At 34.3% G+C, this 24,049-nt stretch carries 30 protein-coding genes and 1 riboswitch; of the genes, 26 read left to right on the top strand and 4 right to left on the bottom strand.

The features are described 5' to 3' along the window. Positions 1-177: 177 nt before the first annotated feature. From CIL05_RS12190 to CIL05_RS12105, 18 genes are all read left to right on the top strand, one after another. Entirely contained in the window at positions 178-1,002 is an 825-nt protein-coding gene (locus CIL05_RS12190; protein ID WP_095655822.1) for an SAM-dependent methyltransferase, read from the top strand. A gap of 131 nt (positions 1,003-1,133) precedes the next feature. Beyond that, entirely contained in the window at positions 1,134-1,499 is a 366-nt protein-coding gene (locus CIL05_RS12185; RefSeq protein WP_095655821.1) for a hypothetical protein, read from the top strand. A 187-nt stretch (positions 1,500-1,686) separates the two neighbouring features. After that, positions 1,687-1,947 (top strand): hypothetical protein, encoded by a 261-nt coding sequence (locus CIL05_RS12180; RefSeq protein WP_095655820.1) that lies wholly within the window; start codon positions 1,687-1,689, stop codon positions 1,945-1,947. A 78-nt stretch (positions 1,948-2,025) separates the two neighbouring features. Further along, positions 2,026-2,604 carry a hypothetical protein gene (locus CIL05_RS12175; RefSeq protein WP_095655819.1) on the top strand — a complete coding sequence of 193 codons (579 nt, stop codon included), beginning with the start codon at positions 2,026-2,028 and terminating at the stop codon, positions 2,602-2,604. Between the two features lie 219 nt (positions 2,605-2,823). Beyond that, the gene (locus tag CIL05_RS12170) at positions 2,824-3,402 is read left to right on the top strand and encodes a hypothetical protein (protein ID WP_095655818.1); all 579 of its coding nucleotides are present in this window, start codon (positions 2,824-2,826) and stop codon (positions 3,400-3,402) included. A gap of 294 nt (positions 3,403-3,696) precedes the next feature. Next, positions 3,697-4,029, top strand: a complete 333-nt coding sequence (locus CIL05_RS12165; RefSeq protein WP_095655817.1) for a hypothetical protein — start codon at positions 3,697-3,699, stop codon at positions 4,027-4,029. 161 nt (positions 4,030-4,190) lie between these two features. Then, positions 4,191-4,640, top strand: a complete 450-nt coding sequence (locus CIL05_RS12160; RefSeq protein WP_095655816.1) for a DUF2306 domain-containing protein — start codon at positions 4,191-4,193, stop codon at positions 4,638-4,640. 141 nt (positions 4,641-4,781) lie between these two features. Then, positions 4,782-5,498: a ferredoxin reductase domain-containing protein gene (locus CIL05_RS12155; protein ID WP_095655815.1), complete on the top strand. Its 717-nt coding sequence runs from the start codon at positions 4,782-4,784 to the stop codon at positions 5,496-5,498. Between the two features lie 267 nt (positions 5,499-5,765). Then, positions 5,766-6,080 carry a hypothetical protein gene (locus CIL05_RS12150; protein ID WP_095655814.1) on the top strand — a complete coding sequence of 105 codons (315 nt, stop codon included), beginning with the start codon at positions 5,766-5,768 and terminating at the stop codon, positions 6,078-6,080. A 352-nt stretch (positions 6,081-6,432) separates the two neighbouring features. After that, positions 6,433-6,861 carry a GNAT family N-acetyltransferase gene (locus CIL05_RS12145; protein ID WP_095655813.1) on the top strand — a complete coding sequence of 143 codons (429 nt, stop codon included), beginning with the start codon at positions 6,433-6,435 and terminating at the stop codon, positions 6,859-6,861. An 83-nt stretch (positions 6,862-6,944) separates the two neighbouring features. Beyond that, positions 6,945-7,118, top strand: a complete 174-nt coding sequence (locus CIL05_RS22245) for a hypothetical protein (protein WP_165769116.1) — start codon at positions 6,945-6,947, stop codon at positions 7,116-7,118. A gap of 671 nt (positions 7,119-7,789) precedes the next feature. After that, positions 7,790-8,095: a hypothetical protein gene (locus CIL05_RS12135; protein ID WP_240510184.1), complete on the top strand. Its 306-nt coding sequence runs from the start codon at positions 7,790-7,792 to the stop codon at positions 8,093-8,095. Positions 8,096-8,176: 81 nt separating this feature from the next. Further along, positions 8,177-8,842 carry an MOSC domain-containing protein gene (locus CIL05_RS12130; RefSeq protein ID WP_095655811.1) on the top strand — a complete coding sequence of 222 codons (666 nt, stop codon included), beginning with the start codon at positions 8,177-8,179 and terminating at the stop codon, positions 8,840-8,842. 205 nt (positions 8,843-9,047) lie between these two features. Further along, positions 9,048-9,587, top strand: coding sequence for a GrpB family protein (locus CIL05_RS12125; RefSeq protein WP_095655810.1), 540 nt, complete (start codon positions 9,048-9,050; stop codon positions 9,585-9,587). A 216-nt stretch (positions 9,588-9,803) separates the two neighbouring features. Further along, positions 9,804-10,340 carry a sigma-70 family RNA polymerase sigma factor gene (locus CIL05_RS12120; RefSeq protein ID WP_095655809.1) on the top strand — a complete coding sequence of 179 codons (537 nt, stop codon included), beginning with the start codon at positions 9,804-9,806 and terminating at the stop codon, positions 10,338-10,340. Then, the gene (locus CIL05_RS12115; protein WP_095655808.1) at positions 10,341-10,745 is read left to right on the top strand and encodes a PadR family transcriptional regulator; all 405 of its coding nucleotides are present in this window, start codon (positions 10,341-10,343) and stop codon (positions 10,743-10,745) included. It begins immediately after the preceding gene. A 6-nt stretch (positions 10,746-10,751) separates the two neighbouring features. Continuing rightward, the gene (locus tag CIL05_RS12110; RefSeq protein WP_095655807.1) at positions 10,752-11,453 is read left to right on the top strand and encodes a permease prefix domain 1-containing protein; all 702 of its coding nucleotides are present in this window, start codon (positions 10,752-10,754) and stop codon (positions 11,451-11,453) included. A 227-nt stretch (positions 11,454-11,680) separates the two neighbouring features. Further along, a complete protein-coding gene (locus tag CIL05_RS12105; RefSeq protein ID WP_095656009.1) occupies positions 11,681-12,007 on the top strand; it encodes a YnfA family protein in 327 nt (108 codons plus the stop codon). A gap of 291 nt (positions 12,008-12,298) precedes the next feature. On the opposite strand, the gene CIL05_RS12100 is transcribed toward CIL05_RS12105, so the two are convergent. Beyond that, positions 12,299-13,912: an ABC transporter permease gene (locus tag CIL05_RS12100; protein WP_095655806.1), complete on the bottom strand. Its 1,614-nt coding sequence runs from the start codon at positions 13,910-13,912 to the stop codon at positions 12,299-12,301. A 24-nt stretch (positions 13,913-13,936) separates the two neighbouring features. Next, positions 13,937-14,821: an ABC transporter ATP-binding protein gene (locus CIL05_RS12095; RefSeq protein ID WP_439144840.1), complete on the bottom strand. Its 885-nt coding sequence runs from the start codon at positions 14,819-14,821 to the stop codon at positions 13,937-13,939. Positions 14,822-15,133: 312 nt separating this feature from the next. Between CIL05_RS12095 and CIL05_RS12090 the strand changes: the two genes are divergently transcribed. The 7 genes from CIL05_RS12090 to CIL05_RS12060 all read left to right on the top strand — a co-directional run bounded on the left by CIL05_RS12090 (position 15,134) and on the right by CIL05_RS12060 (position 21,685). Next, positions 15,134-15,736 carry a TetR/AcrR family transcriptional regulator gene (locus tag CIL05_RS12090; protein WP_095655805.1) on the top strand — a complete coding sequence of 201 codons (603 nt, stop codon included), beginning with the start codon at positions 15,134-15,136 and terminating at the stop codon, positions 15,734-15,736. Positions 15,737-15,929: 193 nt separating this feature from the next. Beyond that, positions 15,930-16,075, top strand: a riboswitch (cyclic di-AMP (ydaO/yuaA leader). 276 nt (positions 16,076-16,351) lie between these two features. Further along, entirely contained in the window at positions 16,352-17,008 is a 657-nt protein-coding gene (locus CIL05_RS12085; RefSeq protein ID WP_095655804.1) for a potassium channel family protein, read from the top strand. Between the two features lie 228 nt (positions 17,009-17,236). Continuing rightward, complete coding sequence (locus CIL05_RS12080) at positions 17,237-18,871, top strand: ABC1 kinase family protein (protein WP_240510183.1); 1,635 nt, start codon at positions 17,237-17,239, stop codon at positions 18,869-18,871. A gap of 141 nt (positions 18,872-19,012) precedes the next feature. Further along, entirely contained in the window at positions 19,013-19,447 is a 435-nt protein-coding gene (locus CIL05_RS12075) for a cytidine deaminase (protein WP_095655802.1), read from the top strand. A 67-nt stretch (positions 19,448-19,514) separates the two neighbouring features. Then, complete coding sequence (locus tag CIL05_RS12070; protein ID WP_133065304.1) at positions 19,515-20,180, top strand: LysE family translocator; 666 nt, start codon at positions 19,515-19,517, stop codon at positions 20,178-20,180. A 200-nt stretch (positions 20,181-20,380) separates the two neighbouring features. After that, positions 20,381-20,716, top strand: coding sequence for an ArsR/SmtB family transcription factor (locus CIL05_RS12065; protein ID WP_095655800.1), 336 nt, complete (start codon positions 20,381-20,383; stop codon positions 20,714-20,716). Positions 20,717-20,734: 18 nt separating this feature from the next. After that, positions 20,735-21,685 carry a cation diffusion facilitator family transporter gene (locus tag CIL05_RS12060; protein WP_095655799.1) on the top strand — a complete coding sequence of 317 codons (951 nt, stop codon included), beginning with the start codon at positions 20,735-20,737 and terminating at the stop codon, positions 21,683-21,685. 289 nt (positions 21,686-21,974) lie between these two features. Here the strand turns inward: CIL05_RS12060 and CIL05_RS22240 are convergent, their stop codons facing one another. Continuing rightward, positions 21,975-22,124 carry a hypothetical protein gene (locus tag CIL05_RS22240; protein WP_165769115.1) on the bottom strand — a complete coding sequence of 50 codons (150 nt, stop codon included), beginning with the start codon at positions 22,122-22,124 and terminating at the stop codon, positions 21,975-21,977. Positions 22,125-22,338: 214 nt separating this feature from the next. On the opposite strand from CIL05_RS22240, the gene CIL05_RS12055 reads away from it, so the two are divergent. Beyond that, positions 22,339-22,773 (top strand): cell wall hydrolase, encoded by a 435-nt coding sequence (locus CIL05_RS12055; protein WP_095655798.1) that lies wholly within the window; start codon positions 22,339-22,341, stop codon positions 22,771-22,773. Positions 22,774-22,988: 215 nt separating this feature from the next. Here the strand turns inward: CIL05_RS12055 and CIL05_RS12050 are convergent, their stop codons facing one another. Then, positions 22,989-23,687, bottom strand: coding sequence for a DUF421 domain-containing protein (locus CIL05_RS12050; RefSeq protein WP_095655797.1), 699 nt, complete (start codon positions 23,685-23,687; stop codon positions 22,989-22,991). Positions 23,688-24,049: the final 362 nt, after the last annotated feature.

Genomic DNA, 24,049 nt, shown 5'->3' with positions numbered 1-24,049 from the left:
TTTAGAAATTCACTAACTGGTGCTTTAACACAATAAAGAGACTGTCGATATGGCAGCCCAGCCTATCTTTGCTATCTGGCAGGATTGTTTAAGAAGGAAATCTCTTAAAGTAAAGGCTTGTAGTATTAAGATAGCCTTGAAACATAATAAGATAACTGGGAATTAGGAGGTAGGACATTGAAATCAATTGAATTAAATGAATCAGTAACAACGTTTTTATCTACACACAGACTATTTGAAGAAGATGAAATTCAGCAAGTCCAGTTACTACATAGATTAGACTTAGTGAAGGCATTTGGGATAGAAAAAGGTATGAGTATAATAGAAATTGGCTGTGGCCAAGGCGATACAACAGTAGCATTAGCTGACGCAGTGGGAAAAGACGGGAAGGTTATCGGAATTGATATTGCCAGTCGTAATTACGGATCTCCTTTGACGTTGGGACAAGCAACAGACTTGATCAAGAAGTCTGCATTGGGTGAACGCATCACGTTTCATTTTGAAATGGATTTTGACACATTTGATTCTAACGAAGTCTTTGATATAGCAGTGTTATCCCACAGTTCTTGGTACTTCAAAAGACCTGAAGATTTACTCCGTTATTTTAAGAAGTTGCGAAAAATGGCTAAACGTATATGCTTTGCTGAATGGGATCTTGACTTTACTCACATAGACCAGCATTCCCATTTTTGTGCAGCTTCCATTCAGGCCTTATACTCTAATTTCGTAAACAATGATGGAAATATACAGAATTTGTTTCATAAAATACAAATTCAAGAGTTGCTCGAAAAGGCAGATTTCCATATCGAAAAGCAATGTACAGTCAATGCAATGTATTTGCAGGACGCAAAGTGGGAGAAAAGTTATACGAATAGCATTCGTGAAGAGTTCGTTGATGCTCCCCCAATGATACAATCAATGGTCAACAGTTACTATGAATTGATGAATACCTCAAATGACAATGAGCAATCATTAAATAGTTTCATTATATGTGCAAGGTGATTTAAATTTATAAGCCTTGTAAACATACGACTGGTGCTACAATAAGTCGAATCCTCCTTATTGCACGATATGGTGCTATTGCGAAATAATGAACGTGTCTACTAGAGTATATAGTAAGGAGAAATAATTTAATGGATGATAGAACAATAACAAGCGATGATGCAATTTTCTTTATGGATATGGTGAATTCTGCTAAAAGTCCTAATCATGTGCCCAGATTTTATCAAGTTAAACCGTATTATAAAATATTGGATGATCCAAATTCTAATGAGTTTCAGCGGTTTATAAAAGTTTATAATGCTGGAATACATATTTTAAAGGAAAGGGAACAAATGATCTTGGATGATTTATACGGGATAAACAAGCCAAGGATCACCCACAAAAAAGCCAGTATACCACACAATATAACACAGGAACGTGTTAGACAAATATGCTATAAGGCGGAACTGAAAATAGTAACATATTTATTGAGACAATTTAAAGGGATATTAAAATAACATGAATTTATGATGCTTTAGTTGGCGGAGGAAACTTTCTGTCTCCCAAAAGAAAATACTATGATTTCAATAATCGGGCGCGGTAATGGCAAAAGAACCCGTGCCCTAATTACGTATAAGGGCCATATTCTTGAATAAGGATATGGGTTAGTGAAAAAATCAATCTTCAAAAAATGGAGAGAAAACAATGCACAAACTAAACCAATATGTACAAGAAAAAAAGGCTAAAATAAAGAAAGTACGCCAGCTAGAACATTATCTAGATCGTGGCACTTATGAGTTTGATAACGAATTGAGAGTTCTGTTTAATAAGACGGAAAACAATTCCCCTATTCTCGATAGTTCATTTGACACTCATAACTTTGATCAAAAATGGTCACCCCAGTTAGAAGAAGGAAAGTTGTTGTTATGTTGCTCCGAAAACTCTTGGATGATAGGAGCTTCATAAGTATTAAATAAATGGATGTTTTTGGTTATGTTAGAATAATTTGAGTAGGACGTCTAAGAAAAGATTGGAGTTGTAAAAATGAAGAAAAATAAAATTTTTATCGTAACCTCTTTAGCCGCTTTATTAGTCGTATTTTCCGCTTGCGATTCATCCGATGAGCAAAGTAAGGCAAGCAGTGATGAGCCAGAGGTAGACAAAGTATCCGAAAACGAAGATGAGTCAAAAGATCCGACAGGCGGTGACACAGAAAGTAGTGAAGAGAACGAAAAAGAAAAACAAGATGAGGTTAATGCAGAAGAAAAGTCTGCCGAAGATAATAATCAATCAGCAGTTGCAGGAAAACAAGAAAACACTAAAACTGAACAAACTACCAATACAGATGAAAATCAAGAGAATCCATCGGAACCCGAGGAAAATATCCAAATTACGAGTGGAGAAGAAGCTGTCCAATTTTTAAAGCAGCACTTAAAAGAAGGAAAAAATGATGATGTTTCATTTGGTGCAACAGAAACATCTTCTACTGATGATTATGGTTCGTATTATACGGTACAACTGGTTGACGTACCTACTCGTGTATCTGGAAAAACTGGAACTTTAGGTACCTACAAGGTTTATCAAGATGGCACTTATAAGGATTTTTATGATGATTTGAATTAGTAAACAAATACTTAGTCAAAATGAGCTTGTTTTTGCCAAGCTCTTTATTCATTTTTTGTCATTCAACAGGGTAATCACCAATGCTACATATATTAACGCTGCTGACACAGCATCGGCTAAATTCTATTGTCTCTGTGGGCTTTGCTCACCTTCCTAAATAACATTACATAAATTAATCATTAACCCATAAGATAAGACTGAAAATTAGGAGGGTATTTTATGGGTTTTACAGAATATTGGGATGAAATTTATGTGAAGACAGAAGAACTTAATGAGCTTTTATCGTCCTACTGGAACGCTTATTCCAATATTGGTACATGGCAGTTCTGGGTAACTTTACTGCTTTTTGTTATTCCATTGGTTTTACTTTTCTTTAAAGTTGATAGAGAGAGGATTTTTGAAGTCCTTTTCTTTGGCTATACGGTCCATATTTTATGGACTTATACCAGTATGATTCTTGAAAGGAATAATTTCATGATTCATACACACTTTCTTTCACCTGCTCTGCCATATTCATTGAATATAACGGTTTCCATTCTTCCTGTAGGTTTTTTACTTTTATATCAGTATACAACAAAACATAAGAAGAATTTTTACATGTATTCCATTCTTTTAAGTGCAGTATTTGCATTTGGTTTTGCAACAATAGAAGAATGGATGGGCTTATTGAAGTTTTATAAAGGAGCAAATAACTTCCATATATTCCTTATTGACCTTGCAGTTGTCTTTATTTCCTACTGGTTTACATTGTTTATAAAAAGATTAAAAGATAATCACGCCAAAAGTAACCTCTCATAGGGTTACTTTTTTATTTGCCAGTGAAACTGGATGGGGAAATAATTGATTGTCTTTTTTTTGAATAATATTAGGAATATTATGTTAATATTGAATGAAAGGCTGCTGAGCTCTTTGGCAGGTTTGTTTAAGCGTGTCGTTTAACTTGTGTTCGGCAAACGATCCATATTATAGAATTAGAATAAAAAGGATGGGCGATTATGGCGTTTCTTATAGTAGGAACAGAACTAGTAATGGTACTGCATCTTAGTTTTATATTTTTAATTGTAACAGGTATATTATTAAGGAGTGATTTTATTGCTAAGAAATTTATCTTTTTTTATAGGTACAGGGCTATTAGTGATTAGTTGTTTAATAGGTTGCTCAAACGAACCAGAAAAGACAGAAAGTGATGTTACCTTTAGTGATAAAAATGCAGAAGAAAAAGGCGTTTTATCAAAGGATGATGCAGAAGTTCTTGTCTATAACGAACTTAGTGCTGAAGAAAAACAGAATTTGACGATTGATTTTATAAAAGAAGAGGGAACAAAATATTTCATTAGAGTTTATGAAACTGTAAATGGTGAAATGAAAGTTAAAAAGAAATATACTGTTGACTTCTATACAGAAGAAATCAAACTAATAGACTAATAAAGCAGGTTTTATTAAGATTTGTTCCTCGACTAACTCATTAAAGTATAAGTGGCAAGAATTTTTTTTAGTAACTGGCTGGATTAGCTATAGAGTACGGTCTAATTTACTTTCAACAATCGCGCCATTTAATTGAATAACTTGTAAAAAGAGGTGATTGAATGAACACCCATATTTTTCTGCTAATCATACATATTATTGCGGGTAGTTTTTGCTTATTGACAGGAGCAATCAATTTTTCTGTAAAGAAGGAAAAAGGCTACCATACGAGGATTGGAGAATGGTATCATATTGGCTATTTAGTGGTTTTCATAACCTCTGTTGGAATGGCGATAATTAATTGGTCAGAAAGTGCTTATCTTTTCTATATAGCCATTTTTTCTTATGGGTTAGCTCTTTTTGGATACCTGGCAAGAAAGCTGCGTTGGAGAGGTTGGTTGTCAATGCATATAAGTGGAATGGCAGGTTCTTATATTGGGATTATTACTGCTATTTTGGTCGTTAATGGTGCAGCCATTCCATTAATAAATCAAATTCCTTCTTTATTATTATGGTCTATGCCTACCATCATTGGCACCCCAATTATTTTTATGGTAGGTAGGCGTGTATAAAACCCATACAAAATGACGTTGGGAAGGTGTTACAGGGTATTGGTAATGAAGATATTTTGAAATAATCAATCCTTTTAATTGAGAATTATTATCACTTACTGTACATTAGATAGTAACGATACATATAAAGGGGAGTATATAATGCAAATATACTGGACTAAAATAAATAAGATTATTGAAGAAGCGCCTGAGGTTAGAACGTACCTACTTGACTGTCCGAAAGACTATACATGGGAAGAAGGTGCTCACATCCACTTCGCACTGGAAGGTTTTAATGCCGGAGATAAACCAAACCGCAGCCTGATTCGTCATATGTCAATCTCCACTTTGCCACAATCAAATTTAATCGGGATCACAACACGTATCAAAGAGCAGTGTTCTGAGTTTAAAGCGATTTTAAGAAATCTGGAAGTCGGCAATGAAGTTGCAATCTTTAAAACGCATTCGAATATACCGCTTAAAAGAGAAGACAAAAATGTGTACCTCCTGTCATCAGGTGTCGGCTTGGCAACATTCAGACCGCTTGTACTTGATTATTTCGAACGTGCTGACAATGTTCATCAAATTCATTCCCTGAACATCGATTCATCAAAGGATTTCTTATTCACTAACATTTTTAAAACCGCACCTGAGAAGAAGTTCACATCACAGTTCGTCGATAACCGTAAAGACTACTATGAAGAAGTGAAAAATCTCGCTGCAGACAAGGATGGACAATTCTATGTTGTCGGCAGCGATGAGTTCCTTGTGCAGAACATTGAGGTACTACGTGGGCAAGGCATCAAGCCGGAACAGATTATGCTCGACAAGCATAAACAACAAAGGCTTAAGTTTTTATCATATGATTTGTCAGTTTAAGCGGGATAAAATATTTTCTTGGTCAATACTAAATAGATGTTTTATTAAATGGTACTTTTCTTAAAGAAGGAGAAGTACCTTTTTCTATTGGCGGTAAAGAAAGTCTATCCATATTTCCTTCTGGGGCTCCGATTACTCGCCCCACCGTAAAGATTTGCATAAGTGCAACTAAGGCATTGCCCAACCTAAAGCGAATGCCAAGTTTTCTAAAATTTATTAATAACGGGCAAGAGTTATAAAGACTTATCAAAGAGGGAGGAGACCCTTTTGAAATTGACTCATAGTAGTAAATTTATAATCAGGTTAATTCTCTACATTTTTATATTTGTTGTGTACGGATTAATTATCTATGCTAGCTCATTATCTTATGAATACTTTACAGAAACAGAAGAAGCTAACCTGATACTATTACTAGCATTTTCGCCTACGATTTATATCATCATTTTATATGGTGAAATCAAGAAGATATTTGACGAAAAAACAAGTCTAAAGGATATGTCGAAAGATAAAAAAATTTACTTGTTTTTGGTATTATTATGGACAATAATATTCTTCAGCTTGTTAATATATTATTTCATCTAAAAATGAAATGTGAAAGGACTGTCAATTTGTATGCTGATTTGATGGTCCTTTTTTATTGATATAATAGGATTCCCGGATTAAAATCCATTAAAATTGTAGTGTAATTTGTACACCAATTAGTTAGATACAATCCAGTGTTGGTCTACATTTTGACCTGCAATTTTATGTGCAAACCGACATACATAAATTTATCAATAAATTGGGAATCCATTGATTTTTACTTGACTTTATCTTCTGAATACTTATGTTAAAATAAATAGAGAGATTGTGAAGTAATGATCTTAAACTAACTAGCAGGATAATGGAACAAGAAGTGGATTTAAATGAGGAATTTTGAAAGCGGAGGGATAGAATGGGTATAGACGTTATCTACAGAAAAGCAAAAAATAGCGATAGGGAAGATTTATATGTGATGGCAAAAAAATTAGCAACAAGTTTTGATGTTAATGAACCTGACTTTTCAAATGTCTTTAAATCACTCTTAGACGATGAAAGTGTTGATTTGATCCTGGCTGATAAAGAACAAAATCTTATTGGATATGTATTTGTACTTCACCATCCCGCTTTCTATGCGAACGGAATAATCACTTGGGTTGAGGAACTTTTTGTGATAGAAGAATATAGAGGTAAGAAAATCGGGAAGCACTTAATGGCGGAGGCAGAGAAACTATCAAAAGAACGGGGTTCTAAGTTAGTAGCACTTGCTACGAGAAGAGCGGATAAGTTTTATAAGTCTATTGGATATGATGAATCTGCAATGTACTATAAGAAAACATTTTAATTTAGTTTTAAAAACTAATATCCTCTTCAACACAATGGTGCGTTTCTTTTGTTAAGGCAATAAAGTATCAGGGAGGCGGAAGTATGTTTGGAGATAAAAGTCTAAAATGTACCGTATGTAATAAAAATATTGAAGTTAACGAAAGCATAGTTGTGGAGTTGAAATTACCTTCTCAATTGAAAATGCCCTATGGCATGTTGGATGCTGCACTAAGGAAGCAAGCTGATAGAATAATTTGTTCAAATTGTAAATTATAGATTATTTACCTCTCTTTGTTGTGACGATTTTATAATAATAGGGGTGGCAATTTGTTAAGTTAAACTGGTGCTTTAGTACAATAAAAAGGCGAAAAAAAAGAGTTCAGTAGCTGCTTGGAGATGCTAGGAGTTGTGTTGAATGACTGTATTTTTATTCCTTATACCTATAATTGGCGGAGTAGTTATTATCGGTACTATTTTGATTTTTATATATAATATTTTAAGAAGTAAAAAGCATTACTATTCCTGGGTTATACTTGTAATGCTTATTATTTTTTTATACATTACAGCTCATTCTTTTCTTAAGTATATCAATATATTATAAAGCACTTTTAAGCTATCTGGTGCAAAAGTTCAATAAGGATTATGTTTTTTTAGGTAGAGTTAGGATGTAAAAATATATATGGGGTGAACCGAATGATTATCTTAATCACATTAATTTTAATATTGTTTTTAATAGATTTTAAAACAATTAGAAGGCAAAATGATACGATAATAGAACTAAATGAAAAGGTAATTTATTTATTAGAAGAAATCAAAAATAAGTAAACGTACTACTCTTTAACAATCTGGTGCTTTAGCGAAAGAAGCAATATTGAAGTAAAGGGCAGGATTGTTTAAGATGAAATTTAATATGGAGGTGTAATCTTATACCATTAGAACAGGAAGTAATGGGTTTGTTAATTGGTGGATTTTCTATTGTTATGGGGATTGCAATTTTAGTTATTGTATTCCTTTGGGTGAAAAAGAAAAATAATAGTTCAGGATACATCTGGACAATACTTCATTTGCTATTAGTTTCTGTTGCATTCTATTTTGGATTAAAGGGCATAGCTTTTGACTACAATCATCCAATGGCTTCAGAAGAGATCTCGCTCCAAATAGGTATTTCTGGAGTTGTTTGGGCATTGAGTATGCTTTGCTTAGTAATAGCATTATTTAGCTTTTCGAAAGAGAGAAAGCATAGTGCATCTTAAACAAACGGGTGCTTTAATACTACAACAAGAACGTCAAGGCGGTCTTTTAAAGATAATAAGAGAAAGTGGGTTCGTATTACAATGGCGAGTAGTAAAGCAATAGAATTAAATAATTTTTCAATTGGGTTACCCAAAAAAATGATATATGGAAATGGTAAGGAGATAAATACAGGGATTAGTAAACAAATAATTGAAGAGGCTTTTTTAACAAAAAACAGATTTCAAGGTGATGGGGTTGGAGACTTAAAGAATCACGGTGGTCTAGATCGTGCTGTATGTGTTTACCCGTATGAACATTATTTTCTGTGGGAAAAAGAACTTGGTAACCCTCTACCACCCTCAACTTTCGGTGAAAATTTAACAGTAACGAATATGTTGGAAAAAGATGTTTGTGTTGGAGATATTTTTCAACTTGGAGAAGCCATTATACAGGTTACTCAAGGTAGAATACCGTGTAGTACAATTACAAAGCGAACTAATCACCCTTCTCTTCTAAAAAGGATGGTACAAACAGGTTTTACTGGTTATTTATGTCGTGTTTTAGGAGAAGGTATTGTACGAAAAGATTCTAAAATTACATTGTTGGAATCGCACCCTAACAAAGTATCAATTCTTTATGGAAATGAGATTTATTTTCATAAACAAAAAGATATTGAAGGAATAAAAAGATTATTAGCTGTTAGGGAATTGGCTGATGAGTGGAAAGAACCTCTGGTAAACAGGCTAAATAAACTTACCGCCTTTTAGTAATTTTTCTTTAAAAAAATCTTATTTGGATATAGAATTTTAAATTGAGCAAGTCTTTCTTCAACAAAATGGGGCAAGAGTTGAACAAGGTGGCTATCAAACTGATCATATTTTTTTTAGAAAAACCGATTGAATATTATGTTAATGTTAAATAAAAGGCTCTTGATCTATCTGGTTCGTTTTATTGAAGAAAGGGTGTTCTGCTTTGAGAAAGGTCGAAGTATGTTCATATAGTGAAAAATGGTCTTTAATGTTTGTAGAAGAAGTTGAAATACTTAAATTCATTTTTGGGAATGAAATTGTAGATATTCATCATATTGGTAGTACATCAGTTCCGGGTCTAAAAGCTAAACCAATATTAGATATAATGCCAGTCGTTAAAGACATAGATCTCGTTGACAAATACAATCCTGAGATGGGGATCAATGGGTATGAACCTAAAGGTGAGAACGGAATACCTGGAAGAAGATATTTTCAAAAAGGTGGCGACAATCGCTCTCATCACGTTCATATTTATCAGGTTGGAAGTTGTGAAATAAAACGACACTTGGTTTTTCGAGATTACCTGCAAAGAAATCTCGAAGTAAAGAAGAGCTATGGTGAATTAAAAGAAAGATTGGCACAACAATTTCCCTATGATATTAAATCATACATAAATGGTAAGGAACATCTTGTAAAAGAAATAGAAGTAAAAGCGTTGAACTGGTATGAAAAAACCAGGAAGGATTCATTTAATGTTGATTAATTACTGTTAAGTTTTATTGATTTAACTGGTGCTTTGGTTGAATAAGAGTAAAAGCTTTTTGTGCTAAAATTAGATATTGAATGCTATAAATTAAGCGTATCACCAAAAGATACGTTTTTTAATTTTATATATTAATATCAAAATGAAAGAAAGTATTATAAAAAACAAACTCTTTTGTAAAGTACATCGTCTTATATTTAAAGGGGAGAAATAGCATTGGAAGAAGTATCAGCAGAAGCTTTTCAAAGTGAAGATAAAGCAGAACTTATCGATCAAATGATGACCCAATATGGTCAAGAGATATTGCACCTTGCGTATTCTTATGTAAATAGTAAAGAGATTGCCGAAGATTTAACACAAGAAATATTCATTAAATGCTATAACTCCCTTCATACATTTAAGGGGAAATCCAAGTTAAGAACCTGGTTATGGCAAATTGCGATTAATCACTGTAAAGACTACCTGAAGAGCTGGTATTACAAAAACGTAACCCAAGCAGAGAACGAGAAGTTATTTGATAAAGCACAAGCAATAAGTGTAGAACAGGCATTTATTCAAAAAGATGAGGATGAAAAATTAGTAAATGCAATCATGGATTTACCAGTAAAATATCGGGAAGTAATCTTTTTATTTTATTTTGAAGACCTAACTATCAAGGAGCTAGCTACTTTAATAGGTATTAATCAAAATACAATTAAAACACGTCTTAAAAGAGCAAAGGAACTATTAAAGAAACGATTGGAGGGTAATTAAATGGAAAATAAGCTAAGAGGACTTCGTGAAACAATGGATAAGAAAAGGTTTAGCCAACTAAACTTTTCAGATCAAATTCGCCTTCAAGTTCATGAAAAGATAAGAAATCAGAACAATAAAGAGGAAAATATCCTAGTAGTGCTGCAACTTCTTATAAAGGAAAAGACAGGGTTTGATTTGACTCAGCAATTAAATTTCAAATGCAATCATTCTTTTGAAGAAAATGAAGGGGAGTTATATACCTTATTACATGCCTTAGAACAAAACGGATATTTAATTTCAAAATGGAACGAATCTGAGGCTAAGTTATACCAGACAAGTGCTAAGGGTAAAAAAGCTATACAAAAAGCTGGGAATCAAGAAAGACAAAAGGGGTTTTTATTCAAAGAATTATTAGAGGGGTGATGAAAAATGAGAAAAGATATGGACTTCTTTTTAAAGGAAGTTACTAATCAAATTCGGTCAAAAAAAGCGAAAAAAAACGTCGAGGCTGAATTAGAATTTCATTTGAATAAATCAAAGGAATATTGGGTTACAAAAGGCTTTGATGAGGAGGATGCAGAAATAAAAGCAGTAGAACAAATGGGAAACCCGATAATCCTTGGCAATGAGTTTAATAAACTTCATAGTCCAAATCCAATATTATATTTTAAGCCCTTATTGCTCCACTTGCTGATTAGCTTAATGGTAGGAATTGCACTTAATTTAGTTTTTAGTATTGATAGGCTTATGACTGATACCTTTGTAGCAAAAGTTATTTATGCAATTGCCACACTTTCTGCTTGTTATCTATATTTATATATTGGTAATAGGTTTCTTAAAAGTTTTTCTAACCATCTTTTATTAAAATCAGTTGCTATTATATTTGTAATTAATATAAGTTTAGCAGTAAGCGGACAATTAATAATGAACGTTGGATCGGGTGTCACGGCAGAATATGGGCAATTTATCATGCTGATTTTTTTAGCATTTAATTTCGGATTTTATACTGTATTTGACTTATTACCAGCTTTACCTGGATTCTTAACTATCCTTTTATTATCCTCAGCTTCCCCGCTACTTTTATATGTAGGCAGTAGAAAAAGTAGTAAAATATTAGGAAATCAAAAATAGTAAAGAGGGAACTGAGGAAATCTACATTGCTATTGCTTCATATTGTTTTCTTTATGAAAAAAGTCTGTGGTATTTAAGGAACTGGTGCATTAGCGAAAGAAGCAATATTGGTGTAAACTGCGATAGCACAATAAGAGCAATCGCTTCTTGAGCTATCTGACAGACTAATGCAGTAATAATAAGTTATAATTTATTATATAAGATGTTTGTTATAGGAAGTGGTCTATATTATTTACGCAATCGTATTATTTATAGTTGCAGGTATCGCCGAGATTGGTGGAGGTTATCTAATTTGGTTATGGTTAAGAGAAGGAAAACATGTTTTTTGGGGAATAGGTGGTGGAGTAGCATTAGCCCTATATGGTGTGATTGCTACATTTCAAACCTTTCCATCGTTCGGTAGAGTTTATGCTGCATACGGTGGAGTTTTTGTAGTTCTTTCTGTTTTATGGGGTTGGGGAATTGATAGGAAAACACCTGATTTATATGATTGGGTAGGTGCTAGCATTTGCTTAATTGGTGTATCCGTAAATTTGTTTGCGCCACGCCATTAAAAGCAAATAGGGTGAGTTTTGTTGAGTAAATTTCCAAAATGGTTATGGTTTACAATTGTGGCTTTTATTATAATTTCTTCCGTTAGCTACTTTTTAATCCACTCATATTATTAACCCAACCGTCGTATGACTTGAGTCTGGCACACTCTTAAGATTAAAACCGCATTCTTCGGTTGAAAAATGCGGTTTATTTCAATAAATAGTTCTTTACTTTTGTTCAATAATGGCGCTAATGCTATATAGGTGTTGGCATTAAGTTCTTAAATAACTTCACTTCTTTATTGGTTAATATTAAGCTCCTTCAACCATATCCCGTCTACTATAACCAAGATAACCCATTACCATTAAAGCGATGCTAATCACAGTTATTGTAATGAAAACTGGAGTACTAAAATCATCCATTGGCATTTGTGGAATCCAGCTTTGAATGGCTGTTTTCGAAAACCATTCTGGTAAGTCTAATATACCTCCAAAGTAGTTTAGTGCAAAGGAATAGCCAAGATAAAAATAAACCAACTTACCTAATTTCGGAACCCAACCGAGAGCTAAAGCCGCAAGACCAGTAAAGAATAATACGGATGGTAAGAAGTTGTAACCAGCAGTGAGAAAATCCACTATATCCATCGTTACGCTATCTCCCATTACGGAGATGGCTGTGCCACCAAGACTACCGGCAGCTAATAAGATCCCTGCTAAGCCTGCAAAAACCGCTAAACCAATACTGGTCCAATAAAGTTGTCCGCGAGTCACTTTTGTAGCATAAAGCTGACTTAAGTGTAAGCGGCTTTCTTCAGTGAAAAGTTTATTGACAATAGCAATTGGCAAAATAGAAACTAAAACAATCATAACCATCATAATCGTCCCAGTGAATGATTCTTCGATAGAAACACCTGATTGAGAAAACATCTGTTTCATCATTTCGTTACTCTCAAGGAAAGTTTGCATGTCTCCATAAATTGAACCATAGGCCGCCCCCATAATAACAAAGGCGACCAACCAGCCAATCATCACTCCTTTATTAATCTTGGTAAATAAACCCCGAACAGATAACAAAGATTTTTTTGCATTTCCTCGACCTTCTCTTTCAGGAAGATAGCCTGCGCCCATATCACGTGCTCCTTCAAGAGCAAATGCAATGATCACTACGATTGCACTAAAAATCAAAGCAAAAATAAGCGGAATCCAGTTGTTTTCCGTGAAGGGATACGTTAAATAAGTCCAACTAAGTGGATTGATTATAGAAAAATCAACATTGGAGACATCTGTCCCTGCACGAATAATATAAAGCAATCCTACAATCCCAAGTGCTGAACCTGTTGCACTGGTCGAGGACGGCATAATTTGAGCCATAACAAGTGCAAATCCTGCACCGACAATCCCAGCAAATCCGATGGAGGCTCCAAATAAAAGGGAACCTTCAGCAGAAATCGTATCTGCACCGAAGCTCATCATTACTCCACCAATAAAAAGTGCAAGTAAGGCATTAATGACAATGGTTTCCATCATGGAAGCAAGCGAGTTTGCTTGACGACCTATCTGAAAGGAGCGTACAAGCTCAGTAAGTCCAAGATCCTCTTCTTTACGAGTATGACTGACCACGTGTAAAACAGACATTATCATCGCAAATAGTCCACAGAATAGTAACATTTCATGCGCATACATTGCGCCTAACGTATAATCTGCTGCTGATTCTACTGGTGTAGGACCTACCATGGCTATCATTGCAGGGTTTTTTAGTGTTTCGTACATCCCCACCAAACCTTGACCTTTTGCTATTTCTTCGAAGGCTGAAACAAATCCTGCTGAAAACAGCCCAACTCCTAAAATCCAAACTATTATTTTTTTCCAATCACGTTTCAGATATAGTGCAAACAGTGAATCCCAATGTGTAAATTTCTCCCTCATTGCATCTTCCCTCCTTTTTAAAGCTTAGCCTTCATAATGACGCATGAATAAATCCTCAAGAGTAGGTGGTACTGCTTCAAATTTTGTAACACCCAGCTTGGTTGCTGCCAACAAGATATCATTGAAGTATTGATTATCTGCAGAGAATGTAGCTTGATTATCTGTTTGTTCGAAATCATGTACGCCGTTTACTCCTGCAATTTCAGCAACATTTCGTTCTGTTGCTAAAGTAACGGTTGTTCGTGTCAAGTGACGCAATTCTTCAAGGTTACCAGTTTCCACAATTTTTCCCTGCCGAATAATGACAACTTTATCTGCCAGACGTTCAACTTCACTTAAAATATGTGAGGATAGTAAGATTGCTTTACCTGCTTCTTTGATTTTTTCCACTTCTTCTTGGAAAACGGCTTCCATTAAAGGATCCAGACCAGAAGTCGGCTCATCAAAAATATATAAATCCGAATCAACAGATAACGCTGCAATCAAACCAACCTTTTGCCGATTTCCTTTAGAATATCCTTTCGCTTTTTTCTTAGGATCTAATTCAAAGCGTTTAATTAAATAATCGCGTTTTTGCTTGTTTCCTCCACCATGCAATTTAATAAACAAATCAATAATTTCTCCCCCTGTGAGACTCCTCCAAAGAGAGACATCACCAGGAACATAGGAAATACGTTTATGAATTTCAATACTGTCTTTCCAAACATCTTTTCCAAAAATCTCCGCATGACCGTCATCGCGCCTGATAATACCTAATAAAGTACGGATAGTTGTAGATTTACCAGCACCATTTGGACCAATAAAACCGACAACTTCTCCAGCATTTACTGAGAACGTCACATCATTTAATGCTTGAAATTTACCAAACTTCTTTTGCAAGCCTTTTAAGTTAATTACTTTTTCCACCATACATACACTCCTTCGTTTATAAATTGAACTTCATTTACAAGTAAGGTACTTTTCTGTTTAAAGAGAAGAGAAGTAAAAACATCAGATAAAGGAAACTGTCAATATGTTATTGATTCATAATTTCCCTTCTCAGGCTTAGTTTTAAACTATAATAGATTTATAAGTTCATAATATACTTATTTCTCCCTGTAGTCAATGTGATTTTATACTATTATATCTTTGATAGTTCGTAAATATTCGTATATAATATAGGAAAGAATACAATTATCTTATGAAATTTTTTTCATGATATATAGGAAGTAGGTATTTAATTTGAATGGCTTTCAAAAACGAACAGAGGAAAAGAAAAAACAGATTTTAGAATCAACTTTTGAATTGATGAACACAAATGCTAGCGGGAGAAATGTAACCATAGAGGAGATTGCAAAGCATGCAAACGTAGCAAAAACAACAGTATTTAAGTATTTTGGTACAAAAGAAAATCTTATCCATGAAGTTTTTAAGGGTTTTTTTGATGAAATGGGTGAAACAGCAAAAAAGATCATGGCTGAAAATAGACCTTTTGAAGAAACACTTCTCGCAATGAGCCAAAATAAGATTCATTATCTAAATAAAATCAATCAATCATTTTATATGGATATGATGGAGTATATTACAGAGAAAGGGGACGACGGATTGTCTTTGATGATGGATAAATTCTCCAAAGAAAGCTATAGTATGATGTTAGATTTGTTCCATCGAGGGCGTAAAGAAGGCAAGGTAGACTTAAAATACTCCGATGAGTTTCTGTTGCTTTATTTCAGGACCCTTGTTGAAGGTATTTCTAATCCGCAGATATATGAAAAAGTTGTACCTTACACGGCAGAGTGGACAGAATTGCTGATTAAAGGTCTTGCACCAAACAGAAGAGAGTAGTAAGGAAAAGACTTATCTTCACTCAAGTTGGAATTCCAGTTAGAGTCTATCGATGAGAATAATTGAATGATGTTTAATAGAATGAAACTTTTTTCTTTCCTATTCAACTCATCCTTATATAATGGTTTGTGAAAAAGATCTTGTTGACAATTGAATAGAATAGGAGTATTTTATAATAATAAAATATCCATACACCTTTTATTCGCTGAATCTTTTTTTGAGCGGGGGAACCATTTTGATAGATGAAAAGCTATCTTGGGGTGAATCTTACTTTGTAAGAAGGGATACTCTCATTCCCTAATCCGACAGCTAACCCCGTAAGCGTTATATTTATTATTCCCGAGAGAAAGGTCAAAGGTTTAACCTAAGACCATTCTTATTTGTATGGTCTTTTTCTTGTTTTATAAGGTAATTGGTGAATGTTTATTTGAGAATGGAGTGAGTTATTTGGAACTTTTTCTTAGATTTACCTATGCACTCATATTCCTGATAGGAGGACTTGGGTTAACCTTTTTAGGAGTTAGTATTATTTATAAAGTGATACATAATCATAAACATCATTGATCATAATAGCTTAATTCATGTATTGTATGGAATGGGAAAAGGGGAATATTCGTGAAAAAGGAATTTGCAGTAATTGGATTAGGCACATTTGGCAGCAGCGTCTGCAAAGAATTATATAACTTAGGAAATGAAGTATTGGCAATTGACATGGATGAAGAGAATGTAAGAGAAGTAATGAATAACTCATCTTACGCAACGGTAGTAAATGCAACAGATCAAGAATCGTTGGAATCGCTTGGAATACAAAATTTCGATTATGCAGTTGTTTCGATTGGAGAAAATATTCAGCAAAGCATCCTTTGTACATTGATTTTAAAAGAAATGGGAGTCAAAAATGTTTGGGTTAAAGCCAAAAATGAAAAACATCATAAAATTCTAGAGAAAATCGGAGCCGATCGTATCATTCACCCTGAACAGGAGATTGGAATTCGTGTAGCAAACCAATTGGATTCAGGAAAAATTACAGATTATATTGAACTGTCGAAAGACTATAGTATTATTGAGGTGGTTGCAACAAAAAGGATGTCAAATCATTCGCTAGTAAACTTGGACATCCGCGCAAAATTCGGTTGTACAATCCTGGCTATCAAGAGAGAGGAAAATGTAAACATTTCACCCTTGCCTGATGATACCATCTTGAAAGGGGATATATTGGTAGTAATGGGACATATCAAAGACTTAAAACGTTTTGAAGATAAAGGAGTATAGAAGGTTGTAACGTACAAAATACTGACATATAAAGTCGCTGCCTTTTTCCATAAAGCAGGATATGGTTTATTTAGTTTAATTTATAGAAGAAGTAAAATGAGCATAATGATGAACTTGGAATAATTAATTTCGGAAAATTTCAATTAAGGTGTTAGGCATTTTGTTATTATTTGTTTATAAAGACTGAATTAACGGTACAGGATACTTTTAATAGGGATTCATAAAGAAATGAGTGGTTTGATGAAATCTATGAGTAAATTGAAACGAATGTCAAAGGTACTATCAATGGCGTTTGTCATCTTCATTCAAATTTATTGGTACAAAGTTAGAAAAAAACCTGAAGCTGATTGGAATACATTGTGGGGGAAAATAGGGAGTAGATTTCGAAAAACATTATTTGAATTAGAAGGATTACTTATTAAAATGGGGCAATTACTAAGCATTCGAGAGGACTTGCTTCCAAATGAGTTTATCCGTCAAATTCAAGACCTTACAGATCAAGTTCCCCCTTCTGGTTGGGAGGAAATTAAGGGGATTATTGAAGCAGAATGGAGAGGTCCCTTAGACCAATTCTTACTTCACGTCGAAAAAAATGCGATAGCTTCTGCCTCTATAGGAGAAGTTTATAAGGGGGTTTTAAAAGATGGCAAACCAGTTGCCATTAAAGTACAACGCCCAAATATCCAATCAGTCATACAAACGGATTTCCGTACGTTAAGTATTATTATTTGGTTTGCCCATCATTTTGTTCCCATGCCAAAAGGATTTATAAATTTACAGGTTTTGTTTAAAGAACTCAAGGAAGTTATTGTACGGGAGCTTGATTTTTCGCAGGAAAAAAATAATCTACTCTATTTTAAAGAACGTTTTAAGGATGTCGATAGAGTAAAAATTCCAGAAGTGTATTCCGAGCTAAGTACATCAAAGGTATTGGTAATGGAATGGGTCTACGGAATAAAGCTGACAGATAAAGAAGGAATAAGTGAATTAGAAGCTAACGGATCTGAATTGGCTGAGCATCTCATTGAAGTTTTTCTTCCCCAGTGGCTTGAACGTGGTATGTTCCATGCTGACCCTCATTCAGGAAATGTATTCGTATCAAAGGATGGACAAATCATATTACTAGATTTCGGAATGGTAGGGGAAATCTCTAGGAAGGATGCGACATATTTTCAAGTATTAATTGAGAGTTTGCTATCAAAAAATTACCCTAAAGCTGTGGAATGCTTGACTCATCTAGGATTCTTGCTACCTGAAGCAGACCCAAGGACGATGGAAAGGTTGTTGGCTGAATTATTGTCTTTTCAATCTACACAATTAAAAGAAATGGACCTTATAGCTTTAAAATTGGAATTGAATGCTATAATTCAAGCACTTCCAATTCAAGTACCCACGAGATTTGTTTTCTTAGGTCGGTCTTTCATTACAATCGAAGGAATGCTACGTAGCTTGGTATCAGAAGATGAACTTATTAACGTATTAAAACCAGTATTTATGAAGTGGTTAAGTAAACAAGGGAATAACAAGTGGTCGTTTATTTCGTTTTGGTTGCAATCACAGCCTTTATTTAAGACTTTCCATTCCTTTACAGGGTTTCTAAAACTACCTCAAAAACTGGATGATATAAAGGAAACCGAGCAACGAAGACACTTTCAATTTACTATATATGAAAATTACAAAAAACAATTATTTCAATTAACACTCTTTGGTATTCTAGGAATTGGGACGGGGATATATACTTCTCACCAACTTATCTTACAGCTTTCCGTCGGGGTGTCTGTCGTCTCTGGTGTCGGATACTTCATTTACAGTTTAAAGTTAAAAAAATGGATGAAATACATGCACGAAAAACGAAGGGGATAACATTTATTTTATTATCAATAAGGATTGTGAATGACTGTTGAGCTATCTGGCTGGTTCGTGTCAAAGATGTTGGTTTTTATAGCAGATTTATTGAAGATACATAGAATTATAGATTTTTTTCATATACGAGGGGGAATTTTAATGTTAAAAGTAAGCGCATTAGAAAACAGAGACTATAATTTGATTAAGGCGGCAGAAGAAGTAATTGAAAAGAATTATAGGTATGGAAGACACCATATTGGTTCGGCAGTAAGAACAACTTCTGGACATGTTTTTGCAGCGGTTCATCTAGAAGCAAATGTAGGAAGAATAGCGGTATGTGGAGAGGCTATGGCACTTGGTAAGTCTATTTCAGAAGGAGAACACGAATTTGAGTCTATTGTAGCGGTTGCTCATCCACATCCTCACGAAGATATAGAAAAATGTTGGGTTGTAGCCCCATGTGGTATGTGTCGTGAGTTAATAAGCGATTACGGAAAAGATACTGATGTTATCATTTCTTACAATGGGAAATTAGTAAAGTGTAATGTCATGGCGTTATTACCAGAAAAGTATTCTAGTGATATAGAGTCATGATTTGTTAAGATAGTGTTAGATAAAGTAAAGGCTTTACCAGATGAGACACTATTAATGATAGGTTGGTTTGATTATATTAGAAAGAGAGATGATTATGGCACTTTTTATTTCTGGGTTTTTGATAGGATTGTCGCTTGTCCTTCAATTAGGCACTGGCAATCTAGGGCTTATCCGTACAGGGATTAAAAAAGGGTTTTTTCCTGCATTCATTTTTTCATTAGGTTGTGCAGTCGGTGATGGGGTTTATGCTTTATTATCCGTTTTAGGAGTTGCACTATTATTAGAATCAAGTTTCATCTTCCAAATTATTTTGTGGATTGGTGGAACAGGGATGCTGTGCTATTTAACTTTTCAAGCATTTAAAGATTCGGTTGCCCCAGCGGAACTTGACTTAAATGAAAAAGGAATCGAAAAGAAATCTTTATGGGCATTCTTCTTCACAGGATTTTGGTTAGTGGTTTCTTCACCAACAGGTTTGGTATGGTTCGCTACTGTTGCAGGAAGTGTTGTGAGTTCAACTATCGGGAATTCCGAAAATCAAAGTCTTCTACCATTTATCTTAGGATTTGTTACAGTTTCAATTGTATGGGGAGCAGTTTTATCGTATGTAAGTAGTGTGGGTGGAAAAATGATGGGAAATAAGATGGTGCGTCTTTTTTCATTAGTTTCAGGTGTATTATTTTTATACTTTGCCTATTATGTATTTTCAAGTGGTATTAAAAATATTCTTTAATATTAATCGTCAATATTTAACCTTGAATTTTGTATATTTATTAATAATTAGTAGTAATTCTTTATGTTTTAGATAATATAGAATCATGTAAATGTTAAAGTTAATAATTGACATTAACTGTAGTTTATAATAACCTATACATGATAATATGAGTATATGTTCATATAACTAAACTGATAAATTATATAGGAGTGTAATAAATGAATGAAGAACAGAAACCCGAAGAGTTGTTGAATGAAGAAGGGCAAGATTTAGATGAAGAGACGTTGTTTATCGTTTCTCAAACCTTCAAAGCATTGAGTGATCCAACCAGAATTCGTATTTTGAACTATCTGTGTACAGGTGAGCATGCCGTCAATGATATTGCGGAGACATTAAACTTAAGTCAATCCAGTGTCTCCCACCAATTACGTTTCTTAAAAAATTTAAGACTAGTCAAATATAGAAGATCAGGAACAACGTTGTATTATTCGGAAAATGACTATCATGTTATTAATTTACTAAAGCAGGCAATTGAGCATGCTTCACATCATTAATCTAGGAGGGGGTTTAGAATGGGAAACGATCACGGACATGACCATACACATGGTGCAAATAAAAAGGTTTTATTAATCAGCTTTATTATTATTACTTTATATATGATTGTGGAGGCCATAGGCGGACTTCTTACTAATAGTCTTGCCTTGTTAGCAGATGCCGGACATATGTTAAGTGACGCCATTTCACTTGGGGTTTCGCTACTAGCCTTCACACTTGGAGAGAAGGCTGCTAACTATAGTAAAACTTTTGGATATAAACGATTTGAAATATTGGCAGCTGTTCTTAACGGATTAACACTCATAATCATTGCGATTTATATTTTTTATGAAGCAATTCAGCGTTTTCAAAACCCACCTGAAGTTGCTTCAACGGGGATGTTAATCATCGCTATAATTGGCTTACTGGTTAATATTCTTGTTGCGTGGATTATGATGCGTGGTGGGGATGTAGAAGAGAACTTGAATATGCGAGGAGCATACTTGCATGTAATTAGCGATATGCTTGGTTCGATTGGTGCCATTATCGCTGCACTGCTCATCATATTTTTCGACTGGGGTTGGGCAGATCCACTCGCAAGTGTTATTGTCGCAGTACTTGTATTACGCAGTGGCTACTATGTTACGAAATCGGGGCTTCATGTCCTGATGGAAGGGACACCACAAAATGTAGATGTGGAGGATATGATTCAAACAATCCTAAACACAAAAGGCATTCAAAACGTTCATGACTTGCATGTTTGGTCCATTACAAGTGGGTTAAATGCACTTTCCTGTCATGCAGTTGTAGATGATCAAATGTCCATTGCTGAAAGTGAACGATTGCTCCGTCAAATCGAACATGACCTTGAACACCATAATATTCATCATATGACGATTCAATTAGAAACGTCGGATCATCTGCATGACGATTCGATTTTGTGTAAAGTGCAAGCTGAATCATCTGGACACCATCATCACCATCATTGATGGAAATTGTAATATCAACTAAAAGACGAGACGTTTAATACTCAGTAGATGATATCAATCCTGTCTACTACCACATTCGAGTAATTTATAAATGTATGAACAACTCAGGAAAGGTGTCATATAATCATTGTTGGCACAACATAATTTATTAGTCTATGACATTTAACGGATCACAATTATTGAAAGGAGAGCCGCCATTTCGATGGTGGCTCTCTTTATGGTAGTGGCTGCTCGCAGTCCATATGGATAATAAAAAAGAGACACCCTATCATGGATGCCCTGATGATTGTTATTTCTTATCTAATTTTTCTTCAATTCTCGCTAACCGTTGTAATACTTCGTCTTTCCATTGTTGATCATCTTTATCTTCATTGTCATTTTTGGAATTTGTATATTCATTAATTTTATTCAATGCTTTATTAACATCAAATTTAGGCATCTTTTTCACCTACCTATGTAGTACTTTACAAAGAGCAGTAGTTATCTTGCAAATTTATGACTATTTTCTGCTTTTCCGATAACTTATTGGATAACGATCTAAAAAGAATGACATAGTTATTATCTTAAATACCTAAATCCTATAGCTTTAAAACGAAGCACTATTAATGACAACAAAGTAGGCTTTTTTCCATACAATATTATGAGGTGAAAAAATGCCAATAGTAAAATATACAAGTCCAGACGTTGATTTAATGGCAAGGATGATGAGGGCAGAAGCAGTAGGTGAAGGAAAGCAAGGAATGCTGTACGTCGGAAATGTAATTGTTAATCGTTCTAAAGCGGATTGTTTAGATTTTAGAGATGTAAGAACAATTCGAGATGTCATTTTTCAAGTACAGGGAGGAAATTATTCTTTTGAAGCTGTCCAAAAAGGTAATGTATTTTATCAAAGGGCGAGAGAAGTTGAAAAGAGATTAGCAAAAAAGAATTTAGATTATTGGAGGGTACACCCGGCGAAATATGCTCTTTGGTATTTCAACCCATATGGTCCATGTCCTCCAACATGGTACGGTGAACCTTTTTCTGGTCAGTATAAAAATCATTGCTACTATGAACCGGCAGCCGGAACATGTGCCAGTGTTTATTGAGTTATTGTATTTATCCGGGAAAACAGGTTAATGAAATATTGTAGTTAAATAAGATAATAAATTGGACCAAATATTTTAGACAGATTTAATATGTATGGTTCTTTTAACAGTACTCCGAAAACAAGTCTCCCTCTTCAATCGCTTAAAGGGTGTGACCCAGCGGTAAGAGGGAGATGAATTTCGGTTGATGATGGCCAAAGGCTCCTAAATGTTGGTTAGTTTTGTAAGTCACTTTTATTATCAATATATAATGACCCGTCCTTTTGAATTTCAGCATAAAAGACATCTGAAATAGAATTAACCCCAGCCAGGTTTAATTGTTGATTGATCCATTGTTTGTTTATATTTAGTTTGCCCATATTTTCTTGATCAACTTTACCATCAGAAATTATGCTTGTAGTTATAGGGAAAACATCTGTATTGACCTGTTGAATGTTCATATCGGATTGAGTCACGGGTTGCCTCTGTTCCTTTTTTAATACAGAAAGGTTGCCACTTGTTTCAAAAATAGCGTAATCAACGTCGGTAATAGAAAATACATCCTTTTGTCTTAATAAACCATTCAGAGCATCTACATCTAAACGCACTTTACGTAATTCCTCTTCCATAATTTTACCATCTTTAACAACAATACTTGGTTGGCCTTGAACTGCAATACGGAAATTTTTGGATTTGATATTTAAAATTCCCATTATTAATGTAAAGGCACTCCAACCTATTAATGCAATTACACCATTGCGAATACTAAGTGTAGAATCAATTGCCAGGGAAGCACCGATTGTACCAATTGCGATTCCCGAAATGAAATTAAAAAAAGTCATCTGAGAGATTTCTTTTCTTCCCATAATTCTTGTCAATATTAATAAGGTAATAAAGGCAATAGTTAGTCTCAATACTAGCTCTGGTATTGGCATATCAATTCTCCTTTTTGAAAGTTTGACATATTTTATCCCCCTGTATAGAACATCACTGTGTCAAGTGTCCATTAATTTAATACATCTATTATTTCCCCGGTTATACTGTATATACCATTAAAGGACAGAAGGTTTTTACTTATATGCAGCTCAGGAATGGAGGAAGGATTTAGATGAAAAAAGCATATGTAAACTTTCCGCACAAACCGAGGTCTATGCGATATGGGTTGAATAGGTAAGCGTAAAATAGTCCACACCTATTTCTAGATGTGGACTAATGTTATGATTTATTTAGATTTATTTGGAACACGACATTCTTCTGGAATTGTCGATGACCATGGTAGGAGTTGATCTAATTTAGT

Source organism: Virgibacillus profundi (assembly GCF_002287375.1).
In the GTDB taxonomy this organism is placed as follows: Bacteria; Bacillota; Bacilli; order Bacillales; family Amphibacillaceae; genus Virgibacillus_K; species Virgibacillus_K profundi.
Note: the sequence above shows the minus strand (reverse complement) of the source record. Positions and strands in the feature narration are given on the sequence as shown.

What these genes read in the sequence shown, in the direction of transcription:
- CIL05_RS12185 (WP_095655821.1), top strand. Translation starts at nt 1,134, where the DNA reads ATGGATGATAGAACAATAACAAGCGATGATGCAATTTTCTTTATGGAT.
- CIL05_RS12180 (WP_095655820.1), top strand. Translation starts at nt 1,687, where the DNA reads ATGCACAAACTAAACCAATATGTACAAGAAAAAAAGGCTAAAATAAAG.
- CIL05_RS12175 (WP_095655819.1), top strand. Translation starts at nt 2,026, where the DNA reads ATGAAGAAAAATAAAATTTTTATCGTAACCTCTTTAGCCGCTTTATTA.
- CIL05_RS12170 (WP_095655818.1), top strand. Translation starts at nt 2,824, where the DNA reads ATGGGTTTTACAGAATATTGGGATGAAATTTATGTGAAGACAGAAGAA.
- CIL05_RS12160 (WP_095655816.1), top strand. Translation starts at nt 4,191, where the DNA reads ATGAACACCCATATTTTTCTGCTAATCATACATATTATTGCGGGTAGT.
- CIL05_RS12155 (WP_095655815.1), top strand. Translation starts at nt 4,782, where the DNA reads ATGCAAATATACTGGACTAAAATAAATAAGATTATTGAAGAAGCGCCT.
- CIL05_RS12145 (WP_095655813.1), top strand. Translation starts at nt 6,433, where the DNA reads ATGGGTATAGACGTTATCTACAGAAAAGCAAAAAATAGCGATAGGGAA.
- CIL05_RS22245 (WP_165769116.1), top strand. Translation starts at nt 6,945, where the DNA reads ATGTTTGGAGATAAAAGTCTAAAATGTACCGTATGTAATAAAAATATT.
- CIL05_RS12135 (WP_240510184.1), top strand. Translation starts at nt 7,790, where the DNA reads ATGGGTTTGTTAATTGGTGGATTTTCTATTGTTATGGGGATTGCAATT.
- CIL05_RS12130 (WP_095655811.1), top strand. Translation starts at nt 8,177, where the DNA reads ATGGCGAGTAGTAAAGCAATAGAATTAAATAATTTTTCAATTGGGTTA.
- CIL05_RS12115 (WP_095655808.1), top strand. Translation starts at nt 10,341, where the DNA reads ATGGAAAATAAGCTAAGAGGACTTCGTGAAACAATGGATAAGAAAAGG.
- CIL05_RS12110 (WP_095655807.1), top strand. Translation starts at nt 10,752, where the DNA reads ATGAGAAAAGATATGGACTTCTTTTTAAAGGAAGTTACTAATCAAATT.
- CIL05_RS12100 (WP_095655806.1), bottom strand. Translation starts at nt 13,912, where the DNA reads ATGAGGGAGAAATTTACACATTGGGATTCACTGTTTGCACTATATCTG.
- CIL05_RS12095 (WP_439144840.1), bottom strand. Translation starts at nt 14,821, where the DNA reads ATGGTGGAAAAAGTAATTAACTTAAAAGGCTTGCAAAAGAAGTTTGGT.
- CIL05_RS12080 (WP_240510183.1), top strand. Translation starts at nt 17,237, where the DNA reads ATGAGTGGTTTGATGAAATCTATGAGTAAATTGAAACGAATGTCAAAG.
- CIL05_RS12075 (WP_095655802.1), top strand. Translation starts at nt 19,013, where the DNA reads ATGTTAAAAGTAAGCGCATTAGAAAACAGAGACTATAATTTGATTAAG.
- CIL05_RS12065 (WP_095655800.1), top strand. Translation starts at nt 20,381, where the DNA reads ATGAATGAAGAACAGAAACCCGAAGAGTTGTTGAATGAAGAAGGGCAA.
- CIL05_RS12060 (WP_095655799.1), top strand. Translation starts at nt 20,735, where the DNA reads ATGGGAAACGATCACGGACATGACCATACACATGGTGCAAATAAAAAG.
- CIL05_RS22240 (WP_165769115.1), bottom strand. Translation starts at nt 22,124, where the DNA reads ATGCCTAAATTTGATGTTAATAAAGCATTGAATAAAATTAATGAATAT.
- CIL05_RS12055 (WP_095655798.1), top strand. Translation starts at nt 22,339, where the DNA reads ATGCCAATAGTAAAATATACAAGTCCAGACGTTGATTTAATGGCAAGG.
- CIL05_RS12050 (WP_095655797.1), bottom strand. Translation starts at nt 23,687, where the DNA reads ATGCCAATACCAGAGCTAGTATTGAGACTAACTATTGCCTTTATTACC.